Genomic DNA, 14,351 nt, shown 5'->3' with positions numbered 1-14,351 from the left:
ACCCGATGCAAACGCAGATGCTGATCAATGGCCAACTGGTCGCCGGCCAAGGCCCGACCTGGACCGTGCTCGACCCGGCGCTGGGCACCGCCCTGGCGCAGATCAACGAAGCCAGCGAAGCCCAGGTGGACAGCGCCGTGCGTGCCGCTGACCATGCGTTCGACAGCTGGTCGCAAACCAGCCCCAAGGACCGCGCCCAGGCGTTGTTGAACCTGGCAGACGCCATTGAGGCGCATGGCGATGAACTGGCTCGGCTGGAATCGCAGAACTGCGGCAAACCCTTGAGTGCCGCGCGCAACGACGAAATTCCGGCGATTGCCGACGTGTTTCGTTTTTTCGCCGGTGCGGCGCGCTGCCTGGGCGGCTCGGCGGCAGGTGAATACCTGCCGGGCCACACGTCGATGATCCGTCGCGACCCCTTGGGCGTGGTGGCCTCGATTGCACCGTGGAACTACCCGCTGATGATGCTGGCCTGGAAGATCGCCCCGGCCCTGGCGGCCGGCAACACGGTGGTGATCAAACCCTCCGAGCTGACCCCGTTGACCGCCTTGCGCCTGGGGGAACTGGCCAAGGACCTGCTGCCGGCCGGGGTGCTCAACATTTTGTTTGGCCGTGGCCAGACGGTCGGCAACCCACTGGTTACGCACCCCAAGGTCCGCATGGTGTCGCTGACAGGCTCGATCCCCACCGGCGCCCATATCATCAGCGCCACCGCCGACAGCGTGAAGCGCATGCACATGGAGCTGGGCGGCAAGGCGCCAGTCCTGGTGTTCGATGATGCCGACATCGATGCCGCGATCGAGGGTATTCGCACCTTCGGTTTCTACAACGCCGGCCAGGACTGCACGGCGGCTTGCCGCCTGTATGTGCAGGCCGGTATCTATGAGCGCTTCGTCGAGCGCCTGGGGGAAGCGGTAGCCAGCATCAAGCCCGGCCTGCAGGAGGCCGAGGGCACCGAGCTGGGGCCGCTGATCAGCGCCCAGCACCGCGACAAGGTCGCCGGCCTGGTACAGCGTGCCGTCGCCCAGCCGCACATTCGCCTGGTGACCGGTGGCAAGGCAATCGAGGGCGATGGGTACTTTTTCGAGCCGACGGTGCTGGCCGACGCCCTGCAGGATGATGAGATCGTGCGCAACGAAGTGTTCGGCCCGGTGGTGTCGGTAACCCGTTTCAGCGACGAAGCGCAGGCGCTGGAATGGGCCAACGACTCCAACTATGGCCTGGCCTCCTCGGTCTGGACCCGCGACACCGGCCGCGCCCACCGCCTGGCCGCACGCCTGCAATATGGCTGCACCTGGGTGAACACCCATTTCATGCTGGTCAGTGAAATGCCCCATGGCGGGCAGAAACACTCGGGGTATGGCAAGGACATGTCGATGTATGGGCTGGAGGACTACACCTGTGTGCGGCATGTGATGATCAAGCATTGATTATCATGCTCGGTCACGCTGGGTCCGCTCAACCGCGTTCAAGGTAGGGAGCAACTGTCTTTCCCAAAATTTGAAAAGCCTGCGCGATTCATTGTGGGAGCGGGCTTGCTCGCGAAGCAGGCGACGCGGTGTCTGGCACCGGCTGCGCCGGTGTTCGCGGGCACGCCCGCTCCCACAAGTGGAACGATGAATGACAGCTTCTGCTCCTACTCGTGCTCCAGATTCTAATCCTTTCTCAAGACACAAGCGGCCTTGTGTCGCGATGGGGCGCGCAGTGCCCCAGGTATTTTTCGTGGTTAGACTGAGGCCCTGTGGCCACACAAGGCCGCGCCTTCAGAATCAGTCGCGCAGATCCGACTCATGAATCGGGTTGGCCCGGCTGGTAGCGCGCTGGTACTGCGCCGGCCAGGTGGCCTTGTTACCGCCCAGGTCGTCGTCGGCATGCAGCGGCCAGTAAGGGTCGCGCAGCAGTTCGCGGGCAAGGAAGATGAGGTCGGCCTGGCCGGTACGCAGGATATGCTCGGCCTGCGCAGGTTCGGTGATCATGCCCACGGTGCCGGTGGCAATTTCTGACTCTTTGCGCACGCGCTCGGCGAAACGGGTCTGGTAGCCGGGGCCGGTGGGTATTTCGGCGTTGACCGAAGTGCCGCCAGAGGACACGTCGATCAAATCGACGCCCAGGTTACGCAGGCGCCGGGCCAGTTCGACGGTTTCATCCGGGTTCCAGCCGTCTTCCACCCAATCGGTTGCCGATACCCGCACGAACAGGGGCAATTCGGCAGGCCATACCTTGCGCACCGCTTCCACCACCTGCAGGGTCAGGCGGATGCGGTTTTCGAAGCAACTGCCGTATTCGTCACGCCGCTGGTTGCTCAGCGGTGACAGGAACTGGTGCAGCAGGTAGCCATGGGCGGCGTGAACCTCGAGCACTTTGAAGCCGGCCTGCAACGCGCGCTCGGCCGAGGCAACGAAGGCACCGACCACCTCCTGGATGTCGCCCAAGGTCAGCTCGCGTGGCGTTGTATGTTGCGGGTCGAAGGCAATCTTCGAGGGCCCCAACGGCTGCCAGCCACCCTCCTCGGGTTTGACGCTACCGTGCTTGCCCAGCCAGGGGCGGTAGGTACTGGCCTTGCGCCCGGCGTGCGCCAGCTGGATGCCGGGCACGGCGCCCTGGGCGGTGATAAAGCGGGTGATGCGTTGCAGCGGGGCGATCTGTGCGTCCTCCCACAACCCAAGGTCTTCGGCGGTGATGCGGCCATCGGCGGTAACCGCCACGGCCTCGGTGATCACCAGGCCCGCGCCACCCACTGCGCGGCTGCCCAGGTGAACGAGGTGCCAGTCGTTGGCCAGGCCATCGGCTGCAGAATACTGGCACATCGGCGAAACGGCGATGCGGTTGGGCAACGTCAGTTGACGCAGGGTGTAAGGCTCGAGCAGCAGGCTCATGAGGGCACCTCCCAAGAACTCCAATGGTGATCCGGCCCGGACACTCAATAGCACGTCCCTGGCCTGGGTCCGGTCATACTTCAGACTAGACCAGAATGCCTGGGGGGAAGGTTCCATGGGATTTTGGGCAAGTTGTTTACAGACGCCTGTGGCTGGCCGCTTGGGCCTTGTAGGAGCGGCCTTGTGTCGCGAAGGGCTGCAAGGCAGCCCCGGCAATTTGTGCAGCTGTGCTGAAAGCCTGGACTTGTGCATATGTGCCGACAACCTGGGGCTGCTTTGCAGCCCATCGCGACACAAGGCCGCTCCTACAGGGTTGCAGTCAACGCGGCTCCATGTGGGCAATCATCAACTGCACACTTTCATTGCCCCGAAACTCGTTCACATCCAGCTTGTACGCCAACTCGACCCAGCGCACCGTCGGGTTCGGCCATACGTCGCGGTCGATGCCGAAGGCAATGCCATCCAGCCGCACCGAGCCACACTCGCTCTTCAGCACCACTTTCAAGTGCCGTTCGCCCACCACGCGCTGCTCCACCAACTGGAACACGCCATGAAACAGCGGCTCAGGGAAATGCTGGCCCCATGGCCCGGCATTGCGTAGCGCCTTGGCCAGATCGAGGTGGAATTCTTCCACCGCCAGGCTGCCGTCGGACAGCAGGCGCCCGGTCAGGTCGTCTTCACGCAGCTGGCGCCGTACCTCTTCGTCGAAGGCCTCGGCAAAGGCCGGGAAATTTGCCTCTGGCAACGACAAGCCAGCGGCCATGGCGTGGCCGCCGAACTTGCTGATCAATTGCGGGTGGCGCGCCGCCACGGCATCCAGCGCATCGCGAATATGGAACCCTGGCACAGAACGCGCCGAGCCCTTCAGCATGCCAGCGCCTGCATCGGCGAAGGCAATGGTCGGCCGGTGGTAACGCTCCTTCAGCCGCGACGCCAGAATACCGATCACGCCCTGGTGCCAGTCGGCATCGAACAGGCACAAGCCGTAAGGCATCGACTCGACCGGCAGGTCCTTGAGCTGCGCAAGTGCCTCGCGCTGCATGCCCTGCTCGATGGACTTGCGGTCCTGATTCAGGTCATCCAGCTGCTGCGCCATGTCCTGGGCCAGCGCCGGGTCTTCGCACAGCAGGCATTCGATGCCCAGGCTCATGTCGTCCAGGCGCCCGGCTGCATTCAGGCGTGGGCCAAGAATGAAACCCAGGTCGGTGGAGGTGATGCGCCGGTGATCGCGGCGGGCCACCTCAAGAATGGCCTTCAAGCCCGGGCGGGCACGGCCGGCACGGATGCGCTCCAGGCCCTGGTGCACCAGGATGCGGTTGTTGGCATCCAGCGGCACCACATCGGCCACGCTGCCCAGGGCGACCAGGTCGAGCAGTTCACCGATGTTCGGCTGGGGTTGTGTCGCGTAGCGGCCCAGGCTGCGCAACCGCGCGCGCAGGGCCATCAGCACATAGAAGATGACACCGACCCCGGCCAGCGCCTTGCTCGGGAAGCTGCAACCCGGCTGGTTGGGGTTGATGATGGCGTCGGCATCGGGCAGTTGTTCGCCTGGCAAGTGATGGTCGGTCACCAGCACTTTCAGCCCAGCGGCCTTGGCAGCGGCCACCCCGTCGACGCTGGAAATGCCGTTGTCTACGGTAATCAGCAACTGCGGCTGGCGCTGCAGGGCAACTTCGACGATTTCCGGGGTCAGGCCGTAACCGTATTCAAAACGGTTGGGCACCAGGTAATCGACATGGGCTGCCCCCAACAAACGCAAGCCCAGCACCCCAACCGTACTTGCGGTGGCACCGTCGGCGTCGAAGTCGCCGACAATGAGAATGCGCTGGCGCTGGTCTATGGCAGCGACCAGCAGGTCGACGCCGGCCTCGATGCCCTTGAGCTGCTGGTAGGGCAACAGCCGCGCAAGGCTTTTGTCCAGTTCGGCCTCGCTTTGCACGCCGCGTGCGGCATACAAACGGGTGAGCAAGGGTGGCAGGTTACCCAGAAAAGGCAGGGTCGCAGGCAGGGGGCGAGGTTCGATACGCATGGGTTGCTTCAGCCACGCTCACCCAGTAGCCACTGCAGTTGCACTTCGTGCTGGCCACGGTCGTCGGTAACGAAGACCGTACCTTCGCTGATCATCACATCCCACTTGATGGCGCGCGGCATGTCGGCGGCCAGGGTTTCCAGCACCTCCTGCGGCACTGCGGCGATGTTCAGGTTCTTGAGGTTCTTGACCGCGCTGACCACCTTGCCTTCCCACACGCGCAGGCTGCCATAGGCCAGCAGGCTGGTGCGTTCGGTGCGCCGCGAGCACCAGGTCAGGCGCTCGGCATCGGGTTGGCCCACTTCGATCCAGTGCAGCACGCGGTCGTCCAGGCTCTTTTCCCACAGTGCCGGCTCATCTACATCCGACAGGCCACGGCCGAACGACAGGTTCTCGTTGTACCAGAGCGCGTAGGCCAACAACCGCACCGCCATGCGCTCTTCGGTTTCCGAAGGGTGGCGCGCGATGGTCTGCTTGACGCTTTGGTAGACGTTACGGTCAAGATCGGTGAGATTCAGTTCGAACTTGTAGGTGGTGGACGGCTGGGCCATGGTCGACGGGCTTCGTGCAAAAGAAAAGTCGCACAGTCTAACCCATCCGCACTCGCCATGCGCCGCAGCAGTACCCGGCGCAACCGCCGTGTGATAAAACCACCGCTCTGCCCAACTGCCACGGATGCCCCATGTCGACGCCCAGCAAACCCCTCGCCGGCCTCAAGGTTGTCGAACTCGGCACACTGATCGCCGGGCCATTCGCCTCGCGCATCTGCGCCGAATTCGGTGCCGAGGTGGTCAAGGTCGAGTCGCCCGATGGCGGCGACCCGCTGCGCAAGTGGCGCAAGCTGTACGAAGGCACCTCCCTGTGGTGGTTCGTGCAGGCGCGCAACAAGCAGTCGCTGACCCTCAACCTGAAGCACCCCGAAGGCCGCGAGGTATTGCAAAGGCTGCTGGCCGACGCCGACATCCTGATCGAGAACTTCCGCCCGGGCGTGCTCGAAAAGCTTGGCCTGGGCTGGGATGTGCTGCATGCGCTCAACCCTGGGCTGGTCATGGTGCGCCTGTCGGGCTTTGGCCAGACCGGGCCAATGAAGGACCAACCAGGTTTTGGTGCCGTAGGCGAGTCGATGGGCGGCCTGCGCTACATCACCGGCTTCGACGACCGGCCACCGGTGCGCACCGGCATTTCGATCGGCGACTCGATCGCCGCCTTGTGGGGCGTTATCGGTGCGCTGATGGCGCTGCGCCACAGGGAGGTCAACGGCGGCCAGGGCCAGGTGGTGGACGTAGCGCTGTACGAAGCTATCTTCGCCATGATGGAAAGCATGGTCCCGGAATTCGATGTATTCGGTTTTATCCGTGAACGCACCGGCAACATCATGCCCGGCATTACCCCCTCCTCCATCCACACCAGCGCCGACGGCAAGCATGTACAGATCGGCGCCAACGGCGATGCAATCTTCAAGCGCTTCATGCAGGCCATCGGGCGTGCCGACCTGGCTGACGACCCAAGCCTGGCCAGCAACGATGGCCGCGACCTTCGCCGGGATGAGCTGTACGGGGTGATCGACCGCTGGGCCAACAGCCTGCCGCTGGAAACGCTGATGCAGGTGCTGACCGCCGCCGAGGTCCCGGCCAGCCGGATCTACTCCGCCGAGGACATGTTCAGCGACCCGCAGTACCTGGCTCGGGAAATGTTCCTGCAGGCCAAGCTGCCCGACGGCAAGCCATTCAAGATGCCTGGCATCGTGCCCAAGCTGTCGGAAACCCCAGGTTCCAGCGAATGGGTGGGCCCGGCCCTTGGCGAGCACACCGAGGCACTGCTGGCCAGCCTTGGCTATGACGCGGCGGCGATCGCCAGCCTGCGCGCCGCAGGCACGGTCTGAACCAGGCGCAGCCCGGCCGCATGCGCGCCGCCCGCCGCCTACGCCCGCTGGTCCTGCTTTGCGGGCTGATGGCCGCATTGCTGCTGCACCCTGCCAGTGCCAAGGAACGCCTGTTCTGGCTGGTGCGTGACCTGCCGCCATTCACCATTTTCGACGGCCCGGAGCAAGGCCGAGGGGTAATCGACCAACTGCTGCCCCTGTTGATTGCGCAGATGCCCGAATACGACCACACCATCCAGCGCGTCAACCGTGCCCGCGGAATCCAGATGCTGCAGGACCGCAACACCTTCACCTGCGACCCGACGCTGCTGTGGACACCCCAACGTGAGGAATATGTGCAGTTCTCCCTGCCCTACCTGGGCGTGCTCAGTGGCGGCCTGGTGGGCCGCAAGGAAAGCCAGGCACTGGTGGCCCCCTATCTGCAGGGCCAGCAGGTAGACCTGCATGGCCTGCTGAGCAAAACCGCACTGAAACTCGGGGTGGTTGCCGAACGCAGTTATGGCCTGCAGATCGACAGCATTTTGCGCCAGCTGCCAGACACTGTGCTCAGCCGCCATTACGGTAACGAAGCCACCGCCAACCTGCTGCAGATGCAGCAGTTGGGGCGCCTGCGCCTGGTGCTCGGCTACTGGCCTGAGGTGCGTTACCTGATCCAGCAGCAAGGCGCCGCGCTGGCCGATTATCAGTTTTATCCAGTGCAGGGGGTGGAGCGCTACCAGTTTCTGCACGTGGGGTGCTCGGACAGCGAACTGGGGCGCGCTGCAGTGGCGCATATCGACCAGTTGCTGCTTGCGTTGCGACGGGACGTGCTGCCTGGGCTGTATGCCCACTGGCTGGATCCGGTCTCACGCAGAAACTACCTGGAAGAAAGCAAGCGTTTCTTCGAAGCCCATTAAACGCCTACACCGGCTATCGCCGGCGAGCCAGCTCCCAGAGAAAAATGCATAACTTATTGATTTAGCGGGGACTGTGTGGGAGCGGGCATGCCCGCGAAAAATCCAGCGCGGTGGCTGGCACCGGCTACGCCGGTGTTCGCGGGCACGCCCGCTCCCACACAGGCCGCGTCGCGCTTACGAATTGAGTCAGCGGCGCGACAGGGCCGGTAGAGAACCCAGAAAAAAGAAACCCCGGGCGCTGGGGAAGGACGCCCGGGGTCAAGCGAAAGCCCTTGAGGACTTCCCGTGGCAGTTTTGCCAGCGCCGGAGCAAAGCGCTGGCTGGCTGCCCCTACTGTGTCAGATGAATCCTTTAGGCAAAGGTTCCCTGCGGTTGCTGGCGTTGTTGCAGCGCAGCGATCACGCAAGGCTGCAGCCGCCCCTCGGCTATCTGCAGGTCACGGTGCAAACCATCCACCAGGTCGATCAACAGGCGGTGTTCCTGTAACTGGCGCTCACTGACAGTGCGCTGCAAGGTCACCCCCGTGAGGCCGCCTTGAACCGTGAGCTGGCGATTACCGCTGGCATCGGCAACGCCGAGGTGGGTCTGATAAGGGCTCAGTGCATCGTTGAGCAGGCTGCAGATTCTTTCCATCCGGTTCACTCGCTGCATGGTGGGATATAGAGCAACTGACCCGCGGGCACAGCGGAAAGTTCGCCTTGCTATGGCCGTTGTCGATGCCGCGCCTGCAGCGTCTGCAGTGCGCGCTGCAGGCGCGGCATCGACAACGGCCAGGGCAGCTCGGCGAGTACCCACAGGCCTTGCTTGCGCGCCTCTTGGGCCAGGTCGAAACGCTGCGGCGCAGGCTGGCCAACGAACAACAGGGCACGGGCCTGGGCCAGCCGTGCGAGCAGGGCACGGCCGGCCCTGGTTGGCATGGCATGGTCGAGAATCAGCAGGTCTGGGCGGCGTTCGGCGCCAAGGCGGGCATCCAGTTCAGCGGTGGTCGCGCTGATGCGCACAGCGAACACGCCTTGCGCGTTGAGGGCCTGGTGCAGCAGGATCTGGTGCGATGGGCGTGCCTGATGAATCAACACGACGGTCTGGTGCATGAGCCGCTCCTGATGGGAGGACCGGCTAATTTAGGCGCTGGTGAATGCCGCCTGAATAGGATGATTCTGATTAAGCTGCGGGAACTGGCTATACCGCGTCAGCTGAAGCCAACGCGGTTGCCTGCAGGAGCGGCCTTGTATCGCGACGGGGCTGCGCAGCAGCCCCAGGCACACCCGTTACAATGGCTTGCCGCGGTTGCCATGCTGGCTGACAAAGCCCTGTACCGCTTTCAGGTCATTGGCCAGCACCGTGCAACGCTCCTCACGGCTGAACAGGTCGCTGAGGTGCGCCGGCAGCTCGAGTGCCTTGCCCACACCGGCCTTTTCTACCGCTTCAGGGAACTTGACCGGGTGCGCGGTACCCAGCACCACCATCGGCGTGTCCAGGTTGCGACGGCACTCACGGGCGGCCTTGACGCCGATCGCGGTGTGCGGGTCGAGGACCTCGCCAGTGGCAGCGAACACCTCGGCGATGGTCTCGCAGGTCTGCTCGTCGCTGACGGCCAACGAATCGAACAGCTTGCGGGCTTCGGTCCAGCGGTCCTGCTCCACGCTGAAGCCGCCACCCTGCTTGAAGTTGGCCATCAGTTCGGCAATTGCGCCACCGTTGCGGCCGTGCAGGTCGAACAGCAGGCGCTCGAAGTTGGACGACACCATGATGTCCATCGACGGCGACAAGGTGGCGTGCAGGGTTTCCTTGACGTACTGGTTGCCGCTCATGAAGCGGTGCAGGATGTCGTTGCGGTTGGTGGCCACGATCAGCTGGCTGACCGGCAGGCCCATGTTGCGCGCCAGGTAGCCGGCAAAAATGTCGCCAAAGTTGCCGGTCGGCACCGAGAACGCCACGGAACGCGACGGCCCACCCAACTGCAGGGCGGCATGGAAGTAGTAGACGATCTGGGCCATGATGCGCGCCCAGTTGATCGAGTTCACGGCCACCAGGCGGGTGCCCTTGAGGAACGACTGGTCGGCGAAGCTGGCCTTGACCATTTCCTGGCAATCGTCGAAGTTGCCTTCGATGGCGATGTTGTGGATGTTGTCACCGAAAATGGTGGTCATCTGCCGGCGCTGTACTTCCGACACGCGCTGGTGCGGGTGCAGGATGAAGATGTCGACGTTGTCGCAACGGCGGCAGCCTTCGATGGCCGCGGAGCCGGTGTCACCACTGGTGGCGCCGATGATCACCACGCGCTCGTTGCGCTTGGCCAGCACGTGGTCGAGCAGGCGCCCGAGCAGTTGCAAGGCAAAGTCCTTGAACGCCAGGGTTGGGCCGTGGAACAGCTCGAGTACCCATTCGTTGCTGTTCAGCTGGCGCAGCGGGGCCACCGCTGCGTGGGCGAACTCGCCGTAGGTTTCTTCGAGGATCTTCTTGAAGTCGGCGTCGGCGATGCTGCCTTCAACGAACGGGCGCATGACCCGGAAGGCCAGTTCGTGGTACGGCAGGCCGGCCCACGAAGCGATTTCTTCCTGGGTGAAACGTGGCAGGTTTTCCGGCACATACAGGCCGCCGTCACTGGCCAGGCCAGCCAGCAGCACGTCTTCGAAATTCAGGGCCGGTGCCTGGCCGCGGGTACTGATATAGCGCATGGGTGCAAACCTTTGATTTGAGCGGCAAGCTGCGAGCGGCAAGCTACAAGAAAAGCCGACTGGCCTTGCTCTTGTGCTCTGCATCTCGCTGTTCCCGCGAATTTACTCTGTTCGAAGCCTCAAAACTGCACTGCCTTCACTTGCACCTTGCAGCTTGAGGCTTGCCGCTTAATTGAGCTGCTCGACGCGAATGCGCACAACCTTGCCGACCACGTCCTGCAGGGCTTCCAGGGCGACGATGGCATCATTGATGCGCTGCTCGACCACGCCGTGGGTGACCAGGATCATCGGTACCAGGCCGTCCTGTTCCTCGGCTTCCTTCTGCATGATCGACTCGATGTTGATACCACGCTCGGAAAGGATGCTGGCGACCTGGGCCAGCACGCCTGGGTGATCCTTGGCCTGGATACGCAGGTAGTAGGCGCTCTCGCAGGCTTCGATCGGCAGGATCGGGTGGGCCGACAGCGAATCGGGCTGGAAGGCCAGGTGCGGTACGCGGTTTTCCGGGTCGGAGGTCATGGCACGGACCACGTCGACCAGGTCGCCAACCACCGACGAGGCGGTTGGCTCCATGCCGGCACCGGCACCGTAGTACAGGGTCGAACCGGCGGCGTCACCGTTGACCATCACGGCGTTCATCACGCCGTTGACGTTGGCGATCAGGCGGTCGGCGGGGATCAAGGTCGGGTGCACGCGCAACTCGATGCCTTCAGCAGTGCGCCGGGCCACGCCCAGGTGCTTGATGCGGTAGCCGAGGGCCTCGGCGTAGTTCACGTCAGCGGTGGTCAGCTGGGTGATGCCTTCGGTGTAGGCCTTGTCGAACTGCAGCGGAATGCCGAACGCGATGGAGGCGAGGATGGTCAGCTTGTGCGCAGCATCGATGCCTTCGACGTCGAAGGTAGGGTCGGCTTCGGCGTAGCCCAGCGCCTGGGCTTCGGCCAGCACATCGGGGAAGGCCCGGCCCTTCTCGCGCATTTCGGTGAGGATGAAGTTGCCGGTACCGTTGATGATGCCGGCCAGCCAGTTGATGCGGTTGGCTGACAGGCCTTCACGGATGGCCTTGATCACCGGAATGCCGCCGGCCACGGCCGCTTCGAAGGCGACGATCACGCCTTTTTCGCGGGCCTTGGCAAAGATTTCGTTGCCGTGCACGGCGATCAGCGCCTTGTTGGCGGTGACCACGTGCTTGCCGTTCTCGATGGCCTTGAGCACCAGGTCGCGGGCGATGGTGTAGCCGCCGATCAGCTCGATGACGATGTCGATCTCGGGGTTGCTCGCAACGTCGAACACATCAGCGGTAATGGGGGTACCGGTAATCTGGCAGTTCGGGTTCTGCGAGCGCATGGCGATCTGTGCCACTTCAATACCGCGCCCGGCACGACGGGCAATCTCCTCGGCGTTGCGCTGAAGTACATTGAAGGTTCCGCCACCGACGGTCCCCAACCCACAGATGCCTACTTTGACCGGTTTCACTGTGAACTCCCCATTGAACGGCCGGCACCTTGCCGACCGTGAAACATGCCGTCACCCCATGACGACGGCGTACTGAATTGGATTACTTGGCCAGTGCCAGCTTGGCGACCTGTGGCGCCGGCTGGTAGCCCGGAATGACCTGGCCGCTTTCCAGCACGATGGCCGGCGTGCCGTTGACACCGATCGACTGGCCCAGCTGGAACTGCTTGCCGACCGGGTTGGCGCACTTGGCCGCCTTGATTTCCTCGCCTTCGACCATTTTGTCCATGGCCGCGCGGCGGTCGCTGGAGCACCACACCGCCTGCAATTGCTGGTCACCCGGCGAACCGAGGCCCTGGCGCGGGAAGGCGACATAGCGCACTTCGATACCGCGGCGGTTCAGTTCAGGCACTTCGGCGTGCAGCTTGTGGCAGTACGGGCAGGTGGTGTCGGTAAAGACGGTGATATGCGACTTGGTTTCGCCCTTGGCAGGATAAACCACCATCTCGGCGGCTGGAATGCCGTTGATGAGCTTGGCCACGCCTTGGCGTTCGGTTTTTTCGGTAAGGTTGACCGGCTTGCCGTTCTGGATCTGGAACAGATACCCCTGCATCACGAACTGGCCATCGGCGCTGGCGTAGAGCACCCGGCCGCCCTGCAGCTTGACTTCGTACAGGCCGTTCAGCGGGCTGCTGGCCACGCTTTCCACGGGTACTTCCAGCTCGAGGTTTTGCAGTGATTTACGGATGGCCTGCTCGGCACCGGCATTGCTGTCGGTTGCCGCGGCAAGCGCAAAGGTACTGGCCAGCGCCAACGCGGCGGCGGCGAAAAACTGGGTCACGCGCATGGGAACTCCTGAAGGCGGACAGGGACCGGAGGGCGCCACCGGCGAAAAAGAGCGGTGAGCGTGCGGCCCTTGGTGCAAACCGCCCAAGCCTACCACATCACGCTGCTGGTGAAGGGCCTGGCAAGGACCGGTCGGCGGAACATGAAAAACATTCATCCACGCGGGTGGTGCTGGGCGTGCAACTGTTGCAGGCGAGCCTTGGCCACATGGGTGTAGATCTGCGTGGTCGACAGGTCGCTGTGGCCCAGCAGCATCTGCACCACGCGCAGGTCGGCGCCATGGTTGAGCAAATGGGTGGCAAAGGCATGGCGCAGCGTATGCGGGGACAGCGGCTTGTCGATACCGGCCACGCGGGCATGGTGCTTGATGCGGTGCCAGAAGGTCTGGCGGGTCATCTGCTCGCCGCGAAGGCTGGGGAACAGTACATCACTGGGGCGGCCATTGAGCAGTTCGGCACGGCCACTGCGCAGGTAGCGCTCCAGCCATACCACGGCTTCTTCGCCCATGGGAACCAGGCGCTCTTTGCTGCCTTTGCCCATGACCCGCAGCACGCCCTGGCGCAGGTTGACCTGGTCGAGGGCCAGGCTGACCAGTTCGGTGACGCGCAGACCACAGGCGTACAGCACTTCGAGCATGGCGCGATCACGCTGGCCGATGGCCTCGCCCAGGTCCGGGGCCTGCAGCAGGGCCTCGACGTCCGCTTCGGACAGCGACTTGGGTAAAGGCTTGCCCAGTTGCGGCATGTCGACCTGCAAGGTCGGGTCGATGGCCACCAGCTTTTCCCGCAACAGGTAACGGAAGAAGCCGCGCAGGCCGGAGATGAAACGTGCCGTGGAACGCGGCTTGTAGCCCTGCTCCAGGCGCCAGGCCAGGTGGTCGAGGATCAGGTCGCGGCCAGCGTCGGGCAGCGCCACGGAGCGCTCATGCAGCCAGCCGTTGAACAGGGCCAGGTCACTGCGGTAGGACACGCGGGTGTTGTCGGACAGACCTTTCTCAAGCCACAGGGCGTCGAGGAACTGGTCGATCAGGGGGTGGTCTAGGGCGGGCATTCAGGGCTGCTGGGTGTTGGAGATGGGGCTAGTGTTTCACAGCAGCCTGGGGGTTGTCTGTACCGGCCTCTTCGCGGGCACGCCCGCTCCCACAGGGCCTGCACAGGCTTTGAATGCTTTGCATGGCTGTAGAAGCGGGCGCGCCGGCGAAAGGGCCAGTGCAGAAGAACTCAGGCCTGGGGCAAAACCGGCACCGGGCGCTTGTCCTCGTCGATGGCGACAAAGCTGAACACCCCGTGGATCGCACGCTCACGGCCGTCCAGGTACATGTTTTCTACGAACACATCCACTTGCACCTGCAAACTGGTGTTGCCGACCTTGATCACCGTGCCCACCAACTCGACGATCGAGCCCGCCGGGATCGGGTGCTTGAAGTCGATGCGGTCGGTGGACACGGTCACCAGCGGCAGGCGGCAGAAGCGCGTGGCAGCGATGAACGACACCTCGTCCATCCAGGCCAGCGCAGTACCGCCGAACAGGGTGTTGTGGTGGTTGGTGGTGTTGGGGAACACCGCCTTGGTCACGCGGGTAACCGACAGTTCGGTGCGGCGCTGAATTTCCTGGTCTCGGGTAGTCATCGCAATTCGATCTTCTGAAGGTTGAAAAAGCAAAAAAGCAGCCCGAAGGCTGCTTTTCTCTCGC

Annotated in this window: 13 protein-coding genes; 3 read left to right on the top strand and 10 right to left on the bottom strand. The window is 63.6% G+C overall.

Going from position 1 to position 14,351, the window contains the following annotated elements; all coding sequences use genetic code 11:
* Positions 1 to 5 precede the first annotated feature (5 nt).
* A complete protein-coding gene (locus FPB55_RS05180; RefSeq protein ID WP_009683458.1) occupies positions 6 to 1,430 on the top strand; it encodes a gamma-aminobutyraldehyde dehydrogenase in 1,425 nt (474 codons plus the stop codon).
* 339 nt (positions 1,431 to 1,769) lie between these two features.
* On the opposite strand, the gene FPB55_RS05175 is transcribed toward FPB55_RS05180, so the two are convergent.
* The 3 genes from FPB55_RS05175 to FPB55_RS05165 form a co-directional block, all read right to left on the bottom strand.
* A complete protein-coding gene (locus tag FPB55_RS05175) occupies positions 1,770 to 2,876 on the bottom strand; it encodes an NADH:flavin oxidoreductase/NADH oxidase (protein ID WP_115293461.1) in 1,107 nt (368 codons plus the stop codon).
* 319 nt (positions 2,877 to 3,195) lie between these two features.
* The gene (gene recJ, locus FPB55_RS05170; RefSeq protein WP_029886738.1) at positions 3,196 to 4,905 is read right to left on the bottom strand and encodes a single-stranded-DNA-specific exonuclease RecJ; all 1,710 of its coding nucleotides are present in this window, start codon (positions 4,903 to 4,905) and stop codon (positions 3,196 to 3,198) included.
* Positions 4,906 to 4,913: 8 nt separating this feature from the next.
* On the bottom strand, positions 4,914 to 5,456 hold the full coding sequence (locus FPB55_RS05165) for a YaeQ family protein (RefSeq protein ID WP_009683453.1): 543 nt from the start codon (positions 5,454 to 5,456) through the stop codon (positions 4,914 to 4,916).
* Positions 5,457 to 5,587: 131 nt separating this feature from the next.
* On the opposite strand from FPB55_RS05165, the gene FPB55_RS05160 reads away from it, so the two are divergent.
* Together FPB55_RS05160 and FPB55_RS05155 are read left to right on the top strand one after the other, a co-directional pair.
* Positions 5,588 to 6,787, top strand: a complete 1,200-nt coding sequence (locus FPB55_RS05160) for a CaiB/BaiF CoA-transferase family protein (RefSeq protein WP_009683452.1) — start codon at positions 5,588 to 5,590, stop codon at positions 6,785 to 6,787.
* 20 nt (positions 6,788 to 6,807) lie between these two features.
* The gene (locus FPB55_RS05155; protein WP_125854982.1) at positions 6,808 to 7,683 is read left to right on the top strand and encodes a TIGR02285 family protein; all 876 of its coding nucleotides are present in this window, start codon (positions 6,808 to 6,810) and stop codon (positions 7,681 to 7,683) included.
* Positions 7,684 to 8,034: 351 nt separating this feature from the next.
* Here the strand turns inward: FPB55_RS05155 and FPB55_RS05145 are convergent, their stop codons facing one another.
* From FPB55_RS05145 to FPB55_RS05115, 7 genes are all read right to left on the bottom strand, one after another.
* Positions 8,035 to 8,316 carry a DUF3509 domain-containing protein gene (locus FPB55_RS05145; protein WP_144187639.1) on the bottom strand — a complete coding sequence of 94 codons (282 nt, stop codon included), beginning with the start codon at positions 8,314 to 8,316 and terminating at the stop codon, positions 8,035 to 8,037.
* Positions 8,317 to 8,384: 68 nt separating this feature from the next.
* Positions 8,385 to 8,774 carry a response regulator gene (locus FPB55_RS05140; RefSeq protein ID WP_115293456.1) on the bottom strand — a complete coding sequence of 130 codons (390 nt, stop codon included), beginning with the start codon at positions 8,772 to 8,774 and terminating at the stop codon, positions 8,385 to 8,387.
* Between the two features lie 177 nt (positions 8,775 to 8,951).
* Positions 8,952 to 10,361 carry a threonine synthase gene (thrC, locus tag FPB55_RS05135; protein ID WP_009683448.1) on the bottom strand — a complete coding sequence of 470 codons (1,410 nt, stop codon included), beginning with the start codon at positions 10,359 to 10,361 and terminating at the stop codon, positions 8,952 to 8,954.
* Positions 10,362 to 10,529: 168 nt separating this feature from the next.
* On the bottom strand, positions 10,530 to 11,834 hold the full coding sequence (locus tag FPB55_RS05130; protein ID WP_009683447.1) for a homoserine dehydrogenase: 1,305 nt from the start codon (positions 11,832 to 11,834) through the stop codon (positions 10,530 to 10,532).
* Between the two features lie 82 nt (positions 11,835 to 11,916).
* Entirely contained in the window at positions 11,917 to 12,660 is a 744-nt protein-coding gene (locus FPB55_RS05125) for a DsbC family protein (protein WP_029888038.1), read from the bottom strand.
* 152 nt (positions 12,661 to 12,812) lie between these two features.
* Positions 12,813 to 13,709, bottom strand: a complete 897-nt coding sequence (xerD, locus tag FPB55_RS05120) for a site-specific tyrosine recombinase XerD (RefSeq protein ID WP_009683445.1) — start codon at positions 13,707 to 13,709, stop codon at positions 12,813 to 12,815.
* 170 nt (positions 13,710 to 13,879) lie between these two features.
* Positions 13,880 to 14,287 carry an acyl-CoA thioesterase gene (locus tag FPB55_RS05115; protein WP_009683444.1) on the bottom strand — a complete coding sequence of 136 codons (408 nt, stop codon included), beginning with the start codon at positions 14,285 to 14,287 and terminating at the stop codon, positions 13,880 to 13,882.
* Between the last annotated feature and the right edge of the window lie 64 nt (positions 14,288 to 14,351).

It is taken from the genome of Pseudomonas sp. BJP69 (assembly GCF_007633355.1).
Classification (GTDB): Bacteria; Pseudomonadota; Gammaproteobacteria; order Pseudomonadales; family Pseudomonadaceae; genus Aquipseudomonas; species Aquipseudomonas juntendi.
This window is presented reverse-complemented; position numbering and strand designations above follow the sequence as displayed.

Bases quoted from the DNA above. Each gene is read 5' to 3' on its own strand.
- FPB55_RS05180 (WP_009683458.1), top strand. From the start codon at position 6: ATGCAAACGCAGATGCTGATCAATGGCCAACTGGTCGCCGGCCAAGGC.
- FPB55_RS05175 (WP_115293461.1), bottom strand. From the start codon at position 2,876: ATGAGCCTGCTGCTCGAGCCTTACACCCTGCGTCAACTGACGTTGCCC.
- recJ (WP_029886738.1), bottom strand. From the start codon at position 4,905: ATGCGTATCGAACCTCGCCCCCTGCCTGCGACCCTGCCTTTTCTGGGT.
- FPB55_RS05165 (WP_009683453.1), bottom strand. From the start codon at position 5,456: ATGGCCCAGCCGTCCACCACCTACAAGTTCGAACTGAATCTCACCGAT.
- FPB55_RS05160 (WP_009683452.1), top strand. From the start codon at position 5,588: ATGTCGACGCCCAGCAAACCCCTCGCCGGCCTCAAGGTTGTCGAACTC.
- FPB55_RS05155 (WP_125854982.1), top strand. From the start codon at position 6,808: ATGCGCGCCGCCCGCCGCCTACGCCCGCTGGTCCTGCTTTGCGGGCTG.
- FPB55_RS05145 (WP_144187639.1), bottom strand. From the start codon at position 8,316: ATGGAAAGAATCTGCAGCCTGCTCAACGATGCACTGAGCCCTTATCAG.
- FPB55_RS05140 (WP_115293456.1), bottom strand. From the start codon at position 8,774: ATGCACCAGACCGTCGTGTTGATTCATCAGGCACGCCCATCGCACCAG.
- thrC (WP_009683448.1), bottom strand. From the start codon at position 10,361: ATGCGCTATATCAGTACCCGCGGCCAGGCACCGGCCCTGAATTTCGAA.
- FPB55_RS05125 (WP_029888038.1), bottom strand. From the start codon at position 12,660: ATGCGCGTGACCCAGTTTTTCGCCGCCGCCGCGTTGGCGCTGGCCAGT.
- xerD (WP_009683445.1), bottom strand. From the start codon at position 13,709: ATGCCCGCCCTAGACCACCCCCTGATCGACCAGTTCCTCGACGCCCTG.
- FPB55_RS05115 (WP_009683444.1), bottom strand. From the start codon at position 14,287: ATGACTACCCGAGACCAGGAAATTCAGCGCCGCACCGAACTGTCGGTT.